Source organism: Faecalibacillus sp. TM498, assembly GCF_020589955.1.
In the GTDB taxonomy this organism is placed as follows: Bacteria; Bacillota_I; Bacilli_A; order Erysipelotrichales; family Coprobacillaceae; genus Faecalibacillus; species Faecalibacillus intestinalis.
Map to the genome: position 1 here is coordinate 1 of NZ_JAJDKB010000044.1, position 19,438 is coordinate 19,438.

Here is a 19,438-nt window from a genome sequence, read left to right on the forward strand (position 1 = left end):
CTCCTGCAGTCATGACATCCGCTACAGAATATCCTTTAGAAGTATTTAATACTCCCCCTTCAAATTGATGAGCAGCTAACGCTCCACCCCATAAAAAGTCTTTTTGTAAAGCCATATACTACCTCCGTCTTCTTTTTTCATCATTATACCATAAGGTTATAAATCTATAAAATATTCTCTTATCATTTAAACCAACATTTACAAAAATCAGCTTATAAAAGTAATCATTGTAAATAATATTTACAAAAAAAGCTAGAGAGTATTCTCTAACTTTTAAAATAAAACATAAATATATTGATAAATAAGAAGCTTTAATGATGAATTATTTTCTTGAATCAATGTTAAACACTCTTCAACATAATTTCTAATTTCATCTAATTCCTCTTGTAAAATCACAGTATTTGAATAAGCTGCTTTTAAAGCGATATATCGATAATTATTTTCTATTTCTGAATTATACTGTTTTAATTCATTTAAATAATCATAATAAGCAATATATTTTTTATTTATATTTTCTTGAGATAAAAGTTTTTCTCTTTGTTTTAAAAGATATTTTCTTCTTAAAACAAGGATAATAGTTGCAATAACAAAGAATAACACAAAGATTATCACAATAAATATAACTTTATGATCTTCACTTTGGTTTTGTACTTCTTTTTTCTTTATATCCTTTTTAGTCTTTTTCTTTTTTTTCTTTTCTGTTTGCTTATTTTCACTATTACTTTGTGTATTACATTGTGATTTTTGTTCTTTATTTTCAGGATTTGGTTCACTACTTTGTGAGTTTTGTTGACTACTTTGACTTCCACTACTATTTGAACCTTGTTGATCATTTGAATTTGATTTTTGTTCTTCAATATTTTGTTGATTCGTTTCTTCCGCTTTTCCAGCTGCCGGTTCATCCATCGGCTCACTTCAAGAAGAACCACCAGATCCCGGAGTCGCTTCAATCATTACCCAACCAACACCTTTTACATAAACTTCGACCCAAGCATGTGCTTTTGCTTAAGTAACAGCAGCAACATTGCCCCCTTTAAAATCACTTTCATCTAAAACATATCCCGTCGTATAACGAGCTGGAACATTTATAGTACGTAATAATAAGGCTGCACTTGAAGCAAAATGCATACAATAGCCTTTTTTATTTTCTAACAAGAAATATAAAACAGGATCTTGATCACTTGGACAACTACCTGAATGTAATGTATAAACACATTGACTAGCAAGTAGATTTTTAACAAGTGTTACTTTTTCATAGATTGTCATTTCTTCATGATAACCCGCTTGATTTAATAAATTTAATAATTGATTTTTTATATCTTGTGAAACACCTAGATAATTTTCTTCTACAAATTGATCATATTGAGGTGTTGTATAATCCCCTGAAGCATTTAATAAGTCACTAGATGAAACACCTATTTTTACATTCGTATGTCTTGATGAACTTTGACCTTTTGAATAGCTATCTAATTTAAACGTTTCTCCATCATAACTATAATAAGGATAATATTTATAAGGAACTCTTTTGAAATGTAAATAAGCTAAATGATTTCTTTTAGCGATAAAATGTTCATGTGTTTTTTCAACATCTACATGTCTCATTCCTGGTAAAGAAATAACTAAAGATAGAATTGGTAAAATAAGTAAAATATATGTACAAATAAGCAAAGAATAAACAGATGTCGTTAAATATAAAAATAACACAACGCCTAATATACTAAAGTATTTGATTCTACCATTTCTCATATTTTTATTTTTGGTTCCTTTACTTCTTTTAAAATACTTTTAATAACGTCTTGAATAACCACACCTTTAACTTTTGCATCATAGGTTAAAATCAAACGATGTGACAATACATCATAAATAACTTTTTTAATATCATCAGGAATAACATAATTTCTATGATCCATATAAGCTATTGCTTTCACCATTTTTAATAAAGAAATAGATGTACGTGGAGAAGCCCCTTGTTGAATCAATTCATGATCACGTGTTTTATGAATAATTCTTACAATATAATCATAAATCTTATCATCCACATAAACTTGATCTACTTGTTTTTGTAATTCTATTATATCTTGCGGTTTACATACAGATCGAATGATATCTAAAGGATTTTCTTGACTTTTTCTTTTTAAAATTTCAATTTCATCTTCTAATGAGGGATACCATAAAACGATCTAATTGTGAATCTGGTAATAATTGTGTTCCTGCTGATCCATAAGGATTTTGTGTAGCCAGGACTGTAAATGGTTGTGGTAATTGATAAGTGATACCATCAACTGTTGTTCTTCCTTCTTCCATTACTTCTAATAAAGCAGATTGTGTTTTAGGAGATGTTCTATTTATTTCATCTGCTAAAAATAAATTACACATGATAGGTCCTTCTTTATATTCAAAATCATTGTTTTTTTGATTATAAATAATAAAACCTGTAACATCTCCTGGTAAGACATCACTTGTAAATTGCATACGATGAAAATCTAAAGATAAAGCTTTAGAAAGTGCTAACGTTAAATTTGTTTTCCCAACACCAGGTATATCTTCTAATAAAACATGACCCCTTGCTAAAATACAAGCCAATATTTTTTTAATATGTTCATCTTTTCCAACGACCGCCTTTTTGACCTCGTTAATTACTAATTCTAATTCATTCATTCTTTTTTCTCCATATTGCTTTCATCATAGTCTCTTTCAAATCACTAAAAAAAGAAAACCTCGAGAATATCCCAAGGTTTTCTATCAATGATTGTGAGTATATTTTGATATCCTATAAATTAGAATACCCCATTAAATCTTCATCAACTGCACGTGCCACTTCACGTCCTTCTCTAATTGCCCAAACAACTAAAGATTGACCTCTACGCATATCACCAGCAACATACAATTGTTTTTGATTTGTTTGGTAATTTTCATCTGCCACATTTCCTCTTGGTGTAAGTTTTACATCAAAAGCTTTAGCAACATAATCTTCGCAGCCTACAAATCCTGCAGCAATTAAAACAATATCTGCATCTAATGTTTTTTCGCTTCCTTTAACAGGAACCATTTGCATGCGACCTTCTACTTGTTTTGATTCAAGTGAGACAATAACGACTTGTTTTACATTTCCTTTATCATCTTTAATAAACTCTTTAACGGTTGTTTGATAAAGACGAGGATCATGTCCAAAGACAGCAATAGATTCATTTTGTCCATAATCTGTCTTTTTCACACGTGGCCATTCAGGCCATGGATTTGAATCCAAACGTTCATGAGGTGGTTCTGGCATCATTTCTAATTGAATAACTGATTTACATCCTAAACGAATAGCTGAACCAACACAATCATTACCAGTATCTCCACCACCAATAACAAGTACATTTTTACCTTTTGTTTCAACAAAAGTTTGATCTTCTAATTGACTATTAAGTAATGATTTAGTAATTCCAGTTAAATAATCAACCGCAAAGTAAATACCTTTGGCATCTCTCCCTGGTGCTTTAATATCTCTAGCCTTTTTACTACCACAAGCAAGAATAACACGATCAAATTCTTTATATAATTGTTGAACTTGTTTTCTATTTTCAATACCGGCATTTGTTTTAAAAACAACACCTTCTTCTTCCATTAATTCAATACGACGATCAATAATATGTTTTTCAAGTTTCATGTTAGGAATACCATACATTAATAGCCCTCCTAAACGATCTTCTCTTTCAAAGACTGTTACTTGATAACCTCTTTTATTTAATTGATCGGCTGCTGCAAGTCCTGAAGGGCCTGACCCAATAATTGCTATTTTTTTATCAATACGATGTTTAGGTGGATGGGGTTGCATCCAATTGGAAGCATAAGCTGTTTCAATAATTGCATTTTCATTTTCTCTTACGGTAACGGGATTTCCATTTAATCCACAAGTACATGCTGCTTCACATAAAGCAGGACATACTCTTGATGTGAATTCTGGAAAATTATTTGTTTTTAAAAGTCTTTTTAAAGCGGCTTTATAATTTTTATGGAAAATTAAATCATTCCATTCAGGTATCAAGTTGTTTAGTGGACAACCTGATACCATTCCTTGAATCATTTTTCCATTTTGACAGAAAGGAACTCCACAATCCATGCAGCGAGCTCCTTGGCATGATTGTTCATCACGAGATAATGGTTTATGAAATTCATTAAAGTTCTTAATACGTTTTAATGGTTCAACTTCTGTTGATACTTGTCTTTCTATTTCTAAAAATCCTGTTGGCTTTCCCATAATCTACATTCCTTTCTTAAAAGCATTGAATGCTTCTACTTTTGCTTGTTCATTTGTAAGTCCTTGTTGTTCAAATGAACTAATAAGTGACATCATACGTTTATAATCATGAGGAACAACTTTTTTGAAGTGTGCAACTTCATTTCCAAAGTCATCTAAAATCTTTTTCGCAACATTTGAATTTGTATATTGATAATGTTTTTGAATCATTTCTTTTAATTGATCTTCATCATAACGTGATTTCACATTTTTATATTCTACGAGTTCTTTATTGACATGTTCATAGAATGTATTATCTGGATCATAGACATAAGCAATACCTCCAGACATACCAGCAGCAAAGTTACGCCCTGTTTTTCCTAAAACAATAACCATACCACCTGTCATATATTCAAGACCATGATCTCCAATACCTTCAACAACGGCATGTGCTCCTGAGTTACGTACGGCAAATCTTTCACCAGCAACTCCATTGATATAAACTTCACCAGATGTTGCTCCATATAAAGCAACGTTACCAATGATAATATTATCTTCTGGTTTAATTGTTGAATCTTTTGGTGGTACCACAATTAATTTACCACCTGATAAGCCTTTTCCAAAGTAGTCATTACTATCTCCATAAAGATGTAATGTTAAACCTTGAGGAATGAAAGCACCAAATGATTGACCACCTGCTCCATAGCAGTTAACTTTGAAAGTATCTTCTTCTAATGATGTTCCATATTTCTTCGTAATTTCTGATCCAAAGAGTGTTCCAAATGAACGATCGATATTTGTAACATGGACATCAATTTCTTTACCTTGATGTTTATCTAAAGCTTCTTTAAATTGTTTATAAAGAACTGTTGTATCTTTGACTTCATTTAATTTGAAATCATATTCATTATTCTTTTCATGATGACTATGTTTACTAGAAGTAAATGGATTATTTAAGATTTTTGATAAATCAATATTTTTAACATCATCCTTAGGTTCTAATAAATCACTACGACCAACCATTTCATCAACTGTTTTGAATCCAAGCTGAGCCATATATTCTCTTAATTCTTGAGCAATGAAACGCATAAAGTTTTCAACATATTCAGGTTTACCTTTAAAACGTTTTCTTAAAATAGGATTTTGTGTAGCAACCCCTACTGGACATGTATCTAAGTTACATACTCTCATCATAACGCATCCCATTGTTACAAGTGGTGCTGTCGCAAAACCAAATTCTTCTGCTCCAAGTAAAGTAGCAATTGCAAGATCTCTACCTGTCATGAGTTTACCATCTGTTTCAATAACAACACGGCTTCTTAAATCATTCATGATCAATGTTTGATGAGCTTCTGCTAAACCTAATTCCCATGGAAGACCTGCATTATAAACTGAGTTTTTAGGAGCAGCCCCTGTTCCTCCATCATATCCTGAAATAAGGATAACACCTGCACCTGCTTTAGCAACACCGGCAGCAACTGTTCCAACACCAGCTTCTGAAACAAGTTTAACTGAAATACGTGCTTCTTTATTAGCGTTCTTTAAGTCATAAATCAATTGTGCTAGGTCTTCAATTGAATAAATATCATGATGTGGTGGTGGTGAAATTAAGCTAACCCCTGGTGTAGAGTGTCTTGTTTTAGCAATCCATGGATAAACTTTACCACCTGGTAAGTGTCCACCTTCTCCTGGTTTTGCTCCTTGTGCCATTTTAATTTGAATTTCATTGGCACTACATAAGTATTCACTTGTTACTCCAAAACGTCCTGAGGCAACTTGTTTAATAGCTGAACATTTACTATCACCATTAGGAAGTGTTTCAAATCTTTCTGGATCTTCTCCACCTTCACCACTGTTAGACTTACCATGTAATCTATTCATTGCAATCGCCATTGTTTCATGTGCTTCTTTTGAAATTGATCCATAAGACATCGCACCTGTTTTAAATCTTCTAACAATTGATTCCACAGGTTCAACTTCTTCAATTGGAATTGATTTTGTCTTTTTAAATTGCATTAAACCTCTTAAGTTTAAATGTGCTCCTTCTTCATCAATCATTTTTGAATATTCTTTAAATAATTGATAGTCACCTAAACGTGTTGCTTGTTGTAATTTATGAATCGTTGCTGGATTATATAAATGTTCTTCTTTTCCTGATCTTTCTTTATGATCACCGGCGCTGTTTAATGAAATGTCTACATCTAATCCAAGTGGATCATATACTTGATCATGTCTATATTCAACATCTTTTTCAATATCTTTAATTGTTTTTCCTTCAATACGACTTACTGTTTTAGAAAAATATTTATTCACTAAATCACTTGATAAACCGATTGCTTCAAAGTTTTGTGATCCACGATAAGATTGAATTGTACTAATTCCCATTTTAGAAGCAATTTTAACAATACCATGTAAAATACCACTATTATAATCATCAACGGCTGCATAATAATCTTTATCTAATAAACCTTGATCAATTAAATCAAAGATTGTATCTTGTGCTAAATACCCATTGATAGCTGAAACACCATATCCAAGTAATGTCGCATAATGATGTACTTCTCTTGGTTCAGCTGATTCAAGAATTAAAGCTAAACTGTTACGTTTTTTTGTTCTTACTAAATAAGAGTTAACAGCTCCAACAGCTAATAATGAAGGAATTGGTAAATGGTTATCATCTACTGCCCTATCTGATAAAATAACAATATTACATCCTTCATGATAACGTTTATCTACTTCTACAAAAACACGATCAATTGCTTTTTCTAATGAAGTATTTTTAATATATGTAATATTAACTTCACCTACTTTAAAGCCTTCTTTTTTCAAGTTTTTGATTTTTAAAATATCTGTATTACTTAAAATAGGGTGATTGATTTTTAATAAATGACAGTTTTCTGGTTTATCTTCCAACATATTTCCATCTCGACCAATACAAATACTTGTTGAAGTAATGATTTCTTCACGAATCGCATCGATTGGTGGATTGGTTACTTGTGCAAACAATTGTTTAAAGTAATTAAATAATGGTGGATGTTTTGTTGATAAAGCTGCAATTGGTGTATCATTTCCCATTGCTACAATATTTTCATTACCAGTTAAAGCTAAGTTTTTAATATAGTTTGTATCTTCGTAACTATAACCATGAATCTTTTGTAATTTAGTTAATTCTTCTCCTTCGTATCTTTCTACTCTAATACTAGGAATTCTCATATCTTTTAAATTAATTAAATTGCTTTCCAACCATTCTCCATAAGGTTGTTTTGTTGCATACGTTTCCTTTAAAACATCATCTTCAATAAGTTCACCTTTAACAGTATCAACTAATAACATTTTTCCAGGTCTTAGTCTTTCTTTTAAAACAATATCTTTAGCTGGAATATCTAATGATCCTACTTCTGAAGATAATACTAAATAATGATCTTTTGTAATGTAATAACGTGATGGTCTTAAACCATTTCTATCTAAGATAGCCCCCATGATATCTCCATCACTAAATAAGATAGAAGCTGGTCCATCCCAAGGTTCCATAAGTGTAGCATTATATTCATAGAAATCTTTTTTTGCTTGTGACATGCTTTTATCATTTTCATAAGGTTCTGGAATACACATCATGACAGCTCTTGGAAGTTCCATACCTGACATTACTAAAAATTCCAATGTATTATCTAACATAGCTGAATCGGAACCATTGACATCAACAACAGGATATACTTTTGAAGTATCCACAACATCTGTTTGCATGTTTTCTTCTCGACAGAGCATGTTATTTGCATTCCCTTTAATTGTATTGATTTCACCATTGTGAACAATAAATCTATTAGGATGGGCTCTTTTCCATGATGGCATTGTATTTGTTGAAAAACGTGAATGAACTAAAGCAATGGCACTTTTATAACTTTTATCTTGTAAATCTTTAAAGAATAATCGAAGTTGTTGTACTAAGAACATTCCTTTATAAACAATTGTACGACTTGAAAGTGAACATACATAAGTATCTTCAAATTGACTTTGTTCAAAAATTCTTCTCACTTGATATAATTTTCTATCAAAATCTAAACCACAATTTACGCCATGAGGTTTTTTAATAAATGCTTGGACAATATATGGCATGGCATCTAATGCTTTTTTCCCTAAAACACTAGGTACAGTTGGTACAGCACGCCAACCTAAAAATTCTAATCCTTCTTTTTTAACAACTGTTTCAAACATTTTTTTGACACGTAAACGTACTTTTTCATCTTGAGGCATAAAGAACATTCCAACTCCATAATGTCCTTTTTGAGGTAATGTAAAATCTTTAATAATCTTTTGAAAATATTCATCTGGTATTTGTGTTAAGATTCCTACACCATCTCCAGTTTCCCCTGCTGCATCCTTTCCAGCACGATGTTCTAATTGTTCAACGATTTTTAAAGCATCATCTACTGTTTTATAAGTTTTTAATCCTTTGATATTAACAACGGCCCCTATTCCGCAGTTATCATGTTCAAATGACTGATCATATAAACCTACATTTTCTTTGTTCATAAAGGTTCCTCCTTTTTTTGTACAGTTAGAATAGCACATTTAGTAATATGTGTAAAGATTAGCGTTTTTTTTATGATTTTCCTAAAAAATAGCTAGATTGTATACATTTTTTAATGTTTTATCAATGATTTGATAATCTTTTTTTAGCAAATTAATAAATTTATTACAAAAGTGAGAAAAAATTTTTTTATTTTTTTTTTATTTATTGGCATTAAATGATAAAAAGAGTAGAATAAATGTAGTATTAATATATGGAAAGAGGAGAAAAATATGGAAGGTATGTTTATTGTCGAAACTTCTGCTAGACATATTCACTTAAGTGATAAAGATTTAGCAACTTTATTTGGTGAAGGTCATCAATTAACAAATAAAAAAGATTTATCTCAACCTGGTCAATTCGCTTGTGTTGAAAGAGTAAAAGTAATTGGACCTAAAGGAGAATTAAATATGTCTGTTTTAGGACCTACAAGAAAAGAAACTCAAGTAGAAATTTCTTTAACTGACGCTAGAAGCATTGGTGTTCAAGCATTAATTAGAGAATCAGGAGATATCGAAGGAACTGCTGGATGTAAATTAGTTGGTCCTGCAGGAGAAGTTGAAATTCCTTGTGGCGTGATTGCTGCAAAAAGACATATTCACTTAACACCTGAAGATGCTGAAAAATTTGGAGTAAAAGATAAAGAAATCGTTAAAGTTGAAATTAATACAGATGGACGTTCTTTGATCTTTGGTGATGTTGTTTGTCGTGTAAGCGCTTCATATGCAACAGCTATGCATATTGATACTGATGAAAGTAATGCAGCAGCTTGTGGTAGAGAAGTTTACGGTAAAATCATTAAATAAGAAAAAGAATGGTTTTAGATATAATTTCTAAAATCATTCTTTTTTTATACCTATAATATCTTACTTCGACAAATTATGATATAATCTTCGTGGGTGATGACATGAAAATATTAGATACTCTTGGAAAGTCAAAAAAGGCTATTGGTGGTGTTATAGCAATTATCGTTTTAGTTATTGCAATCTTTTTTGCAGGTGTTCATTATGCAAGTGGTAGTAACAATGATAAAATTACTTCAACAACCATTAAAAATCAATTAACTGAAATTAATGAGCTTGCACTTTATTCATATGATTATAGTAAGGTAGGAAAATTTTCTAATAAATTATCTTTTAATGGTTGGAAAATTCCTTTAACACAAAAAACTTTTATTATTACATATAATGGATCTATTAAAGCAGGGATTGATTTAAAACAGGCTAAAATAAGTATTGATAATGATCAATTAAATATTACTTTACCTGCAGCAAAAATTTTAAGTCATGAAATTGATGAAAAATCTATTGAAGTATATGATGAATCATCAAATATTTTTAATCAGATAAGTATTAACGATTATAAATCTTTTGCAACTAAAGAAAAGAAAAAAAATGAAAAAGAAGCTATTTCTAATGGTATTTTAGAAAAGTCTAAAACAAAAGCTGAACAAACCTTAACCACATATCTACAGGCTATTCCAGAAATTAAAGATCATTATAAATTAAATATTACAATTGAAGATGCAAAAACCGATGAGTAACAAACTCATCGGTTTTCTATTATTATTTATTAACAGCTTTTTTTAATGCAGAACTTGCTTTAAATGCAGGTGCTTTACTTGCAGCAATTGTCATTGTTTCACCAGTTCTTGGGTTTCTACCTGTTCTTTCACTACGAGTACGAACTTCAAAATTACCAAAACCTTTTAAAGAAACTTTATCTCCTTTAGCTAAAGCATCAGTAACAACTTCAACTAAAGCAGTTACTACTTTATCTACATCAGTTTTTGTTAATTCAGTGCTTGAAGCAATAGCTTCTACTAATTCAGTTTTATTCATTTTTATTATCTCCATTTCTCGAAATTTAGGATAATAAATCCTAGTCATATTCTACTACGTTATCTATTTATTTACAATAAAATAGTATGTAATCAATTATAATTCTTCTATAAATTGTTCACATATTTCTTTGGACGTTGCCCATGATGTAACTAGACGTATACATGTATGTTGGTCATCTATTTTAAACATATACGTTGTTATATAGTTTTTATTTATTTTTTCCAACGTTTGTTGATCAACGATTGGAAATATTTGATTAGAAGGACTTTCAATATACATCTTATAGCCTTTATCTTTGAATCCTTTTCTTAATATATCAGCACATTCATTTTCATGTTTTCCTATTTCTAGATATAAATCATTTTCAAATAAAGCATTAAATTGAACTCCTAATAATCTTCCTTTAGCAAGCATGGCACCTTTTTGTTTAATATGATATCTAAAATCGGTTTTTAATTCATCATTAATAATAACTAAACATTCACCAAATAAGGCTCCCATTTTTGTACCACCAATATAGAAAACATCACTATAAAGCGCCATCTCTTGTAAAGTTGGTGCATCTTTCAAGACAAGTGCACTTCCAAGTCTTGCTCCATCTATAAATAAATATAAATTATTTTGTTGACAGCATTCATAAATGTCTTTTAATTCTTCTAAAGTATAGTACGTACCATATTCTGTTGTTTGTGAAATATATACCATTTTAGGTTGCACCATATGTTCATCAGGATGTTCACGCATGATTTCATCAATCATTTCAGGAATCATCTTTCCATCTTGATGTGGCTTTGTTAAAATCTTATGCCCGGTAAATTCAACAGCTCCTGTTTCATGAACATTGATATGTCCACTATCAACAGCAATAACAGCTTGATAATCTTTTAATGCTGAAGAAATCATAATCATATTTGTCTGTGTACCACCTACTAAAAAATGAATATCTACATTTTCATTTTCTAATATTGCTTTTATTTTATCTTTAGCTTTTTGACAATATTGATCTTCCCCATATCCTACTGTTTGAATAAAATTTGTCTTATTTAAAGCTTCCATCACTTGGGGATGAGCTCCTTCTAAATAATCACTTGCAAAGTTATACACCTTAACCTCCTAAAGAAAATAGGAAACATTGTTTCCTATAATTCTTCTCCATTTGTTTCAATTACTTTTTTATACCAATAATATGAATCTTTTTTGTATCTATTTAAAGTACCTGAATTTTCATCTTCTTCACGATCAATATAAACAAAACCATAACGTTTTTGATATCCGTTTAGCCAGCTTAATAAATCAGTATAAGACCATGTACAATAAGCAAGAACACGACAACCATCATCACATGCTTTTTTAAGTTCTTCGATATGACGTTTTAAATAATCAATACGATATGGATCATGAATTTGTCCGTCTTCTAATTTATCAAATGCACCTAAACCATTTTCGGAAATAACGATTGGTAAATCATAACGCGAAGTAATTTCACGACAACACATTCTAATTCCCATTGGATCAATTGTCCAATCCCAATCTGTTGTTGGTAAAAACTCATTTTGTGGTTTTTTATAAAGACCAGGTACACCTTGAACTTTAGCGGTACCTTTTTTACCAGTGTTATTTATTGTATGATCACTACCAACACCATTAATATCATTATATTCAACAACACATGTTTGATAATAGTTCACACCCATGAAATCAATAAGTGAAGCTGCTTTTTTCATTAATGCTTCATCACCTTCTTCGAAGATAGGAGCACATCCTAATGATTTTAAATATTGAATAGCAGCACGTGGATAACGTCCATAAGCATAAGCATCCATCCAATAATAATTTTGTAAATCATCATAGTCCGCTTTAGCCATTGCATTTTCAGGTTTACGATCATAAGCATAACTTGGACTATAAGCAAATGAAGCCCCTACTTTTGCTTCTGGATGAAGTTCCTTTAAAGCTATAACACTTTTAGCATGTGCAATATTGGCATGATGATTGACTTGATAGAATGTTTTCATATCATCTACTTTTCCTGGTGGATGCATTCCTTCTAACCATCCATGTCCTGTAAAGATATTTTGTTCATTCATTGTAATCCAATATTTTACACGATCTCCATATCTTTTAAATAATGTTGTGGCATAATTTACATAATCATCAACAATTTTTCTGCTTTCCCAACCATGATATTGGTCTTCTAAAGCTTGTGGCATATCCCAGTGATAAACTGTAACCATAGGTTCAATTCCATATTTTAATAATTCATTGATAAGATTGTCATAAAATTCTAAACCTTTTTCATTGACTTCACCATTTCCATTTGGATAAATACGTGTCCAAGCAATTGAAAAACGATATGTTTTCAATCCCATTTCTGCCATCAACTTGACATCTTCTTTGTAACGATGATAATGATCAACGGCCTTATCACCTGTTGTTGCTTTAAAAGTCTTTCCTGGAATTCTTACAAATTTGTCCCAGTTGGAAACACCTTTACCATCTGCATCCCAGCCACCTTCTACTTGATAAGCAGCAGATGCACTTCCCCAAAGAAAATCTTTAGGAAATCCTTTTGTTTCTTTAAAATACATTCTTTTTCTCCTTATTTCATATATTTTTTGATAAACTGACTTAATGTTTGTTTAAAGTCATCGTTTTCAACAAGTTCATATAAGTATTTTTCATCTTTTAAGACAAACAATACTTTTTCTCCTCTATTTTTATTATATAGCGGATAAACCATCTTTAATGGTACAAAATCGTCATCTTTTGCATGAAAATACAATGTAGGTATATCATTGTGTCTAACATATTTTGTTGTATTTTCTTTTAAATCAATATGCACAGCTTTTTTAATATGGCGTGCAATAATTGAAATTGCTGGATATTTTGAAATCTTATAATCTGCTTCTAAACGATATCCAATAATATCATATGGTGACGTATAAGCCCCATCTGAAATAATAGCTTCAACATTTTTTAAAACATGTCTACCTGAAGCATTTAAAATTGTATTTGCTCCTTGTTCTTTACCATACATTAATATTTTATGATCTTTCCCATAAGTTTCTAATAGGTACTTATTCCAACATACTAAATCATTGACATCCTTGATTCCAAATCCTCTAATATAACCATCACTTTGTCCATGTGCACAAGCATCTATTAATAAGATTTGTGCTTCTGGCAAATGGTCTTCAAAATATGGAACATATAATTGCATATCTTTTGCCTGTAAACCAAATGGATGTGAAATTAAAACTGTCATTTGAGGGTTTTCTTTAGGAATCAAAATTCCTCTTAATTGAATATCTTGATCATTTTTTATATAAATATTTTGACTATTGAATTTTGTTTCTAAAATACTTGGTCTATCTTCTTGTTTATGATGTCTGTATAATAATTTTTTTGCATATTTTTTGGATAATGTGTAAACAGATGCTGCTGCAGTAGAAACACCTCCTAAAACTAATAATCCTTTAATTGCTGTTTTATTATTCTTTACCATTTGAATATTCCTCCTTATATTCTTCCATTAATAATCTATTAATATTAGCTACCTGTTCAAATGAAGTAAGACGATATTCATCATGATTCATCCTTGCTGCATAGAAACGAATTGCTTTTTCTAATTCCAAACGCATAATTTCTTTATATTCTGGTGGAAATGTTGAAATTGGAAAACATACAAATAAGAATGTATTATAATCTTTTGAAAATAAATCGATAAGTAAATCATATCCTTCTATTTCTAAAATTCTATTTCCTATTTCTTTTTGTAAATCATGATTAGCAAAAGTCAACACATCATTCATTACAAAACGTAGAATATCTTCACATGCATCAATATATTGTTCATGATTATTTTGATAAAGTGATTTGAGATATGAAATAACAATATTATTTTCTAACTGATCTGGATTTAATCTTTCAAAATGATTAAATAATCTTTCAGCAACTTCTTTATTCAATAAAATAAGGTTTCCAAATTCTTTTATAATTGAAAGTGTAAATCTTGGCATTTGACATAAGCGCTCAAAGATTTCTAATAATTCATCTTTAGTTGATTTAAAAAATCCATCTATATGATTTGTCATTTTCTTTATGGTCTCTTTAAAATATTCTAAATGAAATTGATATTCAGTATCTAAATATTTTGCATTTACTCCATCCCATTCATATTCATATAAAATTTTATCTAATAAAAGAGCTATTGAATCCATAAATTTTTTATAATTTTTATTATATAATAATCTATCTAAATATGGATTAAAAAATGTATAAAATTCATCAACAGTTTCTTGGTTTGTACCAGAATGATATTCTAAGTAATCTAAAATATTTCGATAATCTAAAGGTTCTAGTATTGTATTAACTGTATGTGTTTCAATAAAATGCTCAAAAACATGACAATGCAAAATTGTTTTAAATTGATTAAAATAAAGAATCTTATTTAAAGCATCTTTTATAATGTATTCTTGTTCTTGTTCATGAAGATTAACAGAAAATGTTGGTACGATTTCATCTCCAGAATAATCTATAGTAACAAATACATCGATTGCTTTAAATTGAATATCTAAAATATAATAATGAAATTTATGTTCAAATTTTTTTGTTTGTACTGCACTATGACACCTGTATCTTCCTATATATGTGCTTTTATGGGTTTCTAAATATTTTTCAATACATTTTCTTGCCATCATTTTTTCTCCTTTATATTCTTATTTTACCATTTTTGATTATTGATGAAAACAAAAAAAGGAAATCAATCAATGAGTTTCCTTTAATTATCATCTTTATAAAAGTTTCTAATTATATCGGATTATAAGAACTATAATCTATTTCCTGGGAAATATAGCAAATATTGTTTTATTTATAAAAAACTTCATGTAAATATAGTCCTTGTGGTTTAGCTTTAAATAAACACTTTTTTTGTCCTTTACTTTCTAGTAACTCTTCTAAAAATTCTTTAGTAATTCTGTGTGCCCCTACTTGAATCAAGCCACCAACTAAATGTCTTACCATATATCTTCTAAATCCATTACCTACAAGCTTAAAAGTAACAATACCTTGATTATTTTCAATTTCAATTTGATAAAGTGTTCTAATTGTATTGCCATATTGATCAACAGCACAAAAGGATGCAAAATCGTGTTCACCAATAAAAATTTTTGCAGCATTCCTCATTGCTTCTATATCTAATTCTTTTCCATATTGATAAATATAATTTGTTTCGAATGGAGAATAATCATTCATACTTAACATATAATGATATTCTTTCTTAATAGCAGAATAACGACTATGAAAATTTTCATCAACTAAGAAACTATCAATAATATAAATATCATTAGGTAAAAAGTGATTAATAGCCCTTTTCCATTGTTTTTCAGGCATTTCCCTTAAAGTATCAAAGTGAAAGACTTGTCTTCTACCATGAACTTTAGCGTCTGTTCGACCACTTGCATGAATAACAATATTTTCATCTTTACAAATATTTTTTATAGCTTTTTGAATTTCACCTTGAACTGTTCTAAATTGATTTTGAACTTGAAATCCGTGAAATTTACTACCATCATAACTTACAATACATTTTATTCTATTCATTACATAAAACTCATTATAATCACACCACAACATACACCTAATGTTATTAACATTGATAACGTATCTAAATGCGTCCATGTTAAAACTTTGTATTTTGTACGTGTTGCTTCTGGATTATAATTTCTACTTTCCATAGCGTTAGCAAGTTCTTCTGCCCTTTGAAAAGCAGAAATAAATAAAGGAATAATTAATGAAATAATTGATTTTATTTTTTCCATGAAAGATCCCTCATTAAAATCCGCACCTCTACTAGCCTGTGCTTTCATAATTCTTTTCGCTTCATCTAATAAATCAGGTATAAATCTTAATGCAATTGAAATCATCATAGCAAGTTCATGCACTGGAAAATGAAATCTTTTTAATGGATTTAATAAACTTTCAATAGCTAGTGTTAATTCTAAAGGCTTCGTTGTAGAAGTCATTAATGTTGTTAAAGTAATAATCAATACAAGCCTTATAAAAATATAAGCAGTTTGTATTAAAGCACCTGAGTAGATACTAATACTTCCTATTTTTATTATAACATCACCTGTTTTCATTAAAAATATATTAAAAATCATCAAAAACAACATCATAAAGAGCATCGGTTTTATTGCTTTTAAAATATGAGAAAGTTTAATTTTAGAAACTAACGAACATAATAAAACATAAATTGCTAAGATACCGTATCCTATAAATCCCGCATCAAAAAAAACAGAAATTAAAAATATGAAAACAGCACATATTTTTAATCGTGGATCTAAACGATGAATTATTGAATTCCCCGGTATATATTTACCAAAAGTCATATTATCCATGAAGTTCACCACCAATCGCTTCAACTAAATCATCAATATCATTGATAGATGTATCTAGATGATAGCATTTTAGATTTAACTGAATAATAAGATTTGTGATTAAAGGTAAATCTATTCCTAAATTTAATAAATAATCACTATCTAGAAAAATATCTTTTACTTTCCCAGATTTTTCAACTTGTCCGTCATTCATTACAACAACATTGTCACAATATTCTAAAACATGGTTCATATCATGAGTTACTAAAACTACTGTTTTACCCATTTCATGAATTTTTTTAAATAAATCCATCATTTCTTTAATCCCTGATGGATCTAATCCAGCTGTTGGTTCATCTAAAACAAGAATATCTGGATCCATAGCAAGTATTCCAGCAATCGCTACCCTACGTTTTTGACCACCTGATAAATCAAATGGGGACTTTTCTAAATAAGTTTCATCTAAACCTACCATTTCAAGAGATTTTTTAGCTATTTCTTTAGCACTATTTTCGTCAATTCCAAAATTCATTGGACCAAACATTATATCTCTTTCGATTGTTTCTTCAAACAATTGATATTCTGGAAATTGAAAAACAAGACCTGATTTTTTTCTAAGACTTTTTAAATTTTGAGGCTTATTATTTTGTGAAATAATATAATCATCTATTTTTATTTCTCCACTTGTTGGTAATAATAAAGCATTTATATGTTGGATAAGTGTCGATTTCCCACTACCTGTTTGTCCAATGATAGCTGTAAATGAACCCTTTTCTATTTTTAAATTCACATTTTTAAGTGCATAATATTCAAAAGGCGTATTATATCCATATATATGATCTAAACTTTTGCATGTAATTGACATAGTTGTTTCTCCAATTCTTCTACATCTAATGTATCTTTAATTTGATAACCTTTTTTTTGTAATTTTCTAGCAATTTTTAATGAAAAAGGAATATCTAATTTTAATTCTTTTAATAATTTTTCATTTGTTAATATTTTTTGAGGTTTGTCGCAATCTACAATCTCTCCTTTATTTAAAAGAATAACTCGGTCAGCATTTTTTGCTTCTTCAATATCATGCGTTATTGAAATGATTGTCATATTATTTTGTTTCTTTAATTCTTTGACTAATTCGTTTATTTCTTTTCTACCTCGTGGATCCAACATACTTGTTGCTTCATCTAAAATAATGATAGATGGACTCATCGCTAAAATACCTGCAATCGCAACTCTTTGTTTTTGACCACCGGACAATTTAGTTGGTTCATGATCCAAAAAATTCTCCATTCTAACTACTTTAGAATACCTATTAATAAGTTCATCCATTTGTTCTCTTGGTACACAAATATTTTCTAGTCCAAAAGCTATATCATCTCTAACAGTAGCACCAATAAATTGATTATCTGGATTTTGAAAAACAATTCCTACTTTTTCTCTTATTTTATATAAATTTTCTAAATTTAATTGATAATCATCAATATAAATTTCACCAGATTTTTTTTCTAATAATCCTATAAGTAATTTAGCAATTGTACTTTTACCACTACCATTATGTCCTAAAATAGCTACATATTCACCTTTATGGATTTGAAAAGAAATATTGTTTATTGTTTGTAATCCAGGTTCGTATTCAAAACATAAATTTTCTACCTTAATTATTTCTTCCATTGTCTTCTCCTCATGAACGTGTTTAGTTCATTCTATAATTTATAAGGAAACAAGTCAAATAAAAAAGGGACAAAATAAATTTTGTCCACATGGTAATAATCTTTGAAGATTATTACCTTTTTCTTTAAAATGTTAGTTGGTGATTTTATGATTGATGATACTAACTATGCTGACTGTCTTACTTTATACAATTTTAATCATGTTGATAAAATCAAAGGCAAGGAATCTTTTTCCTATATCTTTAATGACAACATCAACTATATCCGCTCTCTTTATAATAGAGGCAAGATCAGAAACATTACCTATGATACCATCCAGAAAACTATTCTTTGTGGTTCCATCTATCTTGGCTATGATCTTTTTGTCTGCCCTCATTGCGGTAACGAATCTATCGTCCCTCACAAATGTCATTCCAAACTCTGTACTTCTTGTGGTACCAAAGAGGCTAAATTACGTGCTGCCCATATTTCCTCTATTGCCCTTGATGCCAAGCATCGTCATATCGTCTTTACTATCCCTGATCTTTTAAGAGGTTATTTTATTAAGGACAGGTCCCTTTTGAATCTTCTTTTTATCGCTGCCAGAAATACCCTTGCCTGTATTTTTAATGACGCAAAGTACAGAAAAATCAAAAAGAAAAAGATCTATCTTAAAAAAAACAAATGCCCTTACTCCTATAAAAACGACAGAAACAAGATCGTCTTCGGTTCTGTTTTGACTTTACATACTTTTGGCAGAGATTTGAAATGGAATCCCC

Annotated in this window: 19 protein-coding genes; 3 read left to right on the forward strand and 16 right to left on the reverse strand. The window is 29.7% G+C overall.

Annotated features, from left to right (window positions below; all coding sequences use genetic code 11):
* The 7 genes from LJD32_RS11705 to gltB form a co-directional block, all read right to left on the reverse strand.
* Positions 1–115 (reverse strand): family 1 glycosylhydrolase (locus LJD32_RS11705; protein ID WP_227392478.1); only part of this gene is annotated, 115 nt, incomplete at its 3' end.
* Positions 116–273: 158 nt separating this feature from the next.
* Positions 274–906 carry a hypothetical protein gene (locus LJD32_RS11710; RefSeq protein ID WP_227392477.1) on the reverse strand — a complete coding sequence of 211 codons (633 nt, stop codon included), beginning with the start codon at positions 904–906 and terminating at the stop codon, positions 274–276.
* A 99-nt stretch (positions 907–1,005) separates the two neighbouring features.
* The gene (locus tag LJD32_RS15520) at positions 1,006–1,704 is read right to left on the reverse strand and encodes a transglutaminase-like domain-containing protein (RefSeq protein WP_227392476.1); all 699 of its coding nucleotides are present in this window, start codon (positions 1,702–1,704) and stop codon (positions 1,006–1,008) included.
* 38 nt (positions 1,705–1,742) lie between these two features.
* On the reverse strand, positions 1,743–2,039 hold the full coding sequence (locus LJD32_RS11720) for an AAA family ATPase (RefSeq protein WP_227392475.1): 297 nt from the start codon (positions 2,037–2,039) through the stop codon (positions 1,743–1,745).
* A 109-nt stretch (positions 2,040–2,148) separates the two neighbouring features.
* The gene (locus LJD32_RS11725; protein WP_227392474.1) at positions 2,149–2,658 is read right to left on the reverse strand and encodes an AAA family ATPase; all 510 of its coding nucleotides are present in this window, start codon (positions 2,656–2,658) and stop codon (positions 2,149–2,151) included.
* Between the two features lie 112 nt (positions 2,659–2,770).
* Positions 2,771–4,243: a glutamate synthase subunit beta gene (locus LJD32_RS11730; protein WP_175301655.1), complete on the reverse strand. Its 1,473-nt coding sequence runs from the start codon at positions 4,241–4,243 to the stop codon at positions 2,771–2,773.
* Between the two features lie 3 nt (positions 4,244–4,246).
* Positions 4,247–8,752: a glutamate synthase large subunit gene (gene gltB, locus LJD32_RS11735; RefSeq protein WP_227392473.1), complete on the reverse strand. Its 4,506-nt coding sequence runs from the start codon at positions 8,750–8,752 to the stop codon at positions 4,247–4,249.
* Positions 8,753–9,022: 270 nt separating this feature from the next.
* On the opposite strand from gltB, the gene pduL reads away from it, so the two are divergent.
* Together pduL and LJD32_RS11745 are read left to right on the forward strand one after the other, a co-directional pair.
* Positions 9,023–9,595, forward strand: coding sequence for a phosphate propanoyltransferase (pduL, locus tag LJD32_RS11740; RefSeq protein WP_032089461.1), 573 nt, complete (start codon positions 9,023–9,025; stop codon positions 9,593–9,595).
* Positions 9,596–9,696: 101 nt separating this feature from the next.
* Positions 9,697–10,332, forward strand: coding sequence for a DUF4230 domain-containing protein (locus LJD32_RS11745; protein WP_032089460.1), 636 nt, complete (start codon positions 9,697–9,699; stop codon positions 10,330–10,332).
* A gap of 22 nt (positions 10,333–10,354) precedes the next feature.
* Here LJD32_RS11745 and LJD32_RS11750 read toward each other — a convergent pair whose 3' ends face one another.
* The 9 genes from LJD32_RS11750 to LJD32_RS11790 form a co-directional block, all read right to left on the reverse strand.
* Positions 10,355–10,630, reverse strand: coding sequence for an HU family DNA-binding protein (locus LJD32_RS11750; protein WP_022001382.1), 276 nt, complete (start codon positions 10,628–10,630; stop codon positions 10,355–10,357).
* 96 nt (positions 10,631–10,726) lie between these two features.
* Complete coding sequence (locus LJD32_RS11755; protein WP_227392472.1) at positions 10,727–11,737, reverse strand: threonine aldolase family protein; 1,011 nt, start codon at positions 11,735–11,737, stop codon at positions 10,727–10,729.
* A gap of 35 nt (positions 11,738–11,772) precedes the next feature.
* Entirely contained in the window at positions 11,773–13,221 is a 1,449-nt protein-coding gene (locus tag LJD32_RS11760) for a glycoside hydrolase family 1 protein (RefSeq protein ID WP_227392471.1), read from the reverse strand.
* Between the two features lie 11 nt (positions 13,222–13,232).
* Positions 13,233–14,138: an alpha/beta hydrolase gene (locus LJD32_RS11765; RefSeq protein WP_117480822.1), complete on the reverse strand. Its 906-nt coding sequence runs from the start codon at positions 14,136–14,138 to the stop codon at positions 13,233–13,235.
* Positions 14,125–15,330 carry a hypothetical protein gene (locus tag LJD32_RS11770; RefSeq protein WP_227392470.1) on the reverse strand — a complete coding sequence of 402 codons (1,206 nt, stop codon included), beginning with the start codon at positions 15,328–15,330 and terminating at the stop codon, positions 14,125–14,127. The genes LJD32_RS11765 and LJD32_RS11770 overlap by 14 nt, the downstream gene beginning before the upstream one ends.
* Positions 15,331–15,499: 169 nt before the next feature.
* Entirely contained in the window at positions 15,500–16,234 is a 735-nt protein-coding gene (gene truA / locus LJD32_RS11775; RefSeq protein WP_147580644.1) for a tRNA pseudouridine(38-40) synthase TruA, read from the reverse strand.
* Positions 16,234–17,031: an energy-coupling factor transporter transmembrane component T family protein gene (locus tag LJD32_RS11780; protein ID WP_227392469.1), complete on the reverse strand. Its 798-nt coding sequence runs from the start codon at positions 17,029–17,031 to the stop codon at positions 16,234–16,236. Before LJD32_RS11780 ends, truA begins: the two co-directional genes overlap by 1 nt.
* Positions 17,024–17,875 (reverse strand): energy-coupling factor transporter ATPase, encoded by an 852-nt coding sequence (locus LJD32_RS11785; protein WP_227392468.1) that lies wholly within the window; start codon positions 17,873–17,875, stop codon positions 17,024–17,026. Before LJD32_RS11785 ends, LJD32_RS11780 begins: the two co-directional genes overlap by 8 nt.
* Entirely contained in the window at positions 17,851–18,681 is an 831-nt protein-coding gene (locus tag LJD32_RS11790; RefSeq protein WP_147580641.1) for an energy-coupling factor transporter ATPase, read from the reverse strand. Before LJD32_RS11790 ends, LJD32_RS11785 begins: the two co-directional genes overlap by 25 nt.
* Before the next feature lie 147 nt (positions 18,682–18,828).
* On the opposite strand from LJD32_RS11790, the gene LJD32_RS11795 reads away from it, so the two are divergent.
* Positions 18,829–19,438: transposase zinc-binding domain-containing protein (locus tag LJD32_RS11795; protein WP_227403820.1), on the forward strand; the 610-nt coding region annotated here is incomplete at its 3' end.

Bases quoted from the DNA above. Each gene is read 5' to 3' on its own strand.
- LJD32_RS11710 (WP_227392477.1), bottom strand. From the start codon at position 906: ATGGATGAACCGGCAGCTGGAAAAGCGGAAGAAACGAATCAACAAAAT.
- LJD32_RS11725 (WP_227392474.1), bottom strand. From the start codon at position 2,658: ATGAATGAATTAGAATTAGTAATTAACGAGGTCAAAAAGGCGGTCGTT.
- LJD32_RS11730 (WP_175301655.1), bottom strand. From the start codon at position 4,243: ATGGGAAAGCCAACAGGATTTTTAGAAATAGAAAGACAAGTATCAACA.
- gltB (WP_227392473.1), bottom strand. From the start codon at position 8,752: ATGAACAAAGAAAATGTAGGTTTATATGATCAGTCATTTGAACATGAT.
- pduL (WP_032089461.1), top strand. From the start codon at position 9,023: ATGGAAGGTATGTTTATTGTCGAAACTTCTGCTAGACATATTCACTTA.
- LJD32_RS11745 (WP_032089460.1), top strand. From the start codon at position 9,697: ATGAAAATATTAGATACTCTTGGAAAGTCAAAAAAGGCTATTGGTGGT.
- LJD32_RS11750 (WP_022001382.1), bottom strand. From the start codon at position 10,630: ATGAATAAAACTGAATTAGTAGAAGCTATTGCTTCAAGCACTGAATTA.
- LJD32_RS11760 (WP_227392471.1), bottom strand. From the start codon at position 13,221: ATGTATTTTAAAGAAACAAAAGGATTTCCTAAAGATTTTCTTTGGGGA.
- LJD32_RS11765 (WP_117480822.1), bottom strand. From the start codon at position 14,138: ATGGTAAAGAATAATAAAACAGCAATTAAAGGATTATTAGTTTTAGGA.
- LJD32_RS11770 (WP_227392470.1), bottom strand. From the start codon at position 15,330: ATGGCAAGAAAATGTATTGAAAAATATTTAGAAACCCATAAAAGCACA.
- truA (WP_147580644.1), bottom strand. From the start codon at position 16,234: ATGAATAGAATAAAATGTATTGTAAGTTATGATGGTAGTAAATTTCAC.
- LJD32_RS11780 (WP_227392469.1), bottom strand. From the start codon at position 17,031: ATGGATAATATGACTTTTGGTAAATATATACCGGGGAATTCAATAATT.
- LJD32_RS11785 (WP_227392468.1), bottom strand. From the start codon at position 17,875: ATGTCAATTACATGCAAAAGTTTAGATCATATATATGGATATAATACG.
- LJD32_RS11790 (WP_147580641.1), bottom strand. From the start codon at position 18,681: ATGGAAGAAATAATTAAGGTAGAAAATTTATGTTTTGAATACGAACCT.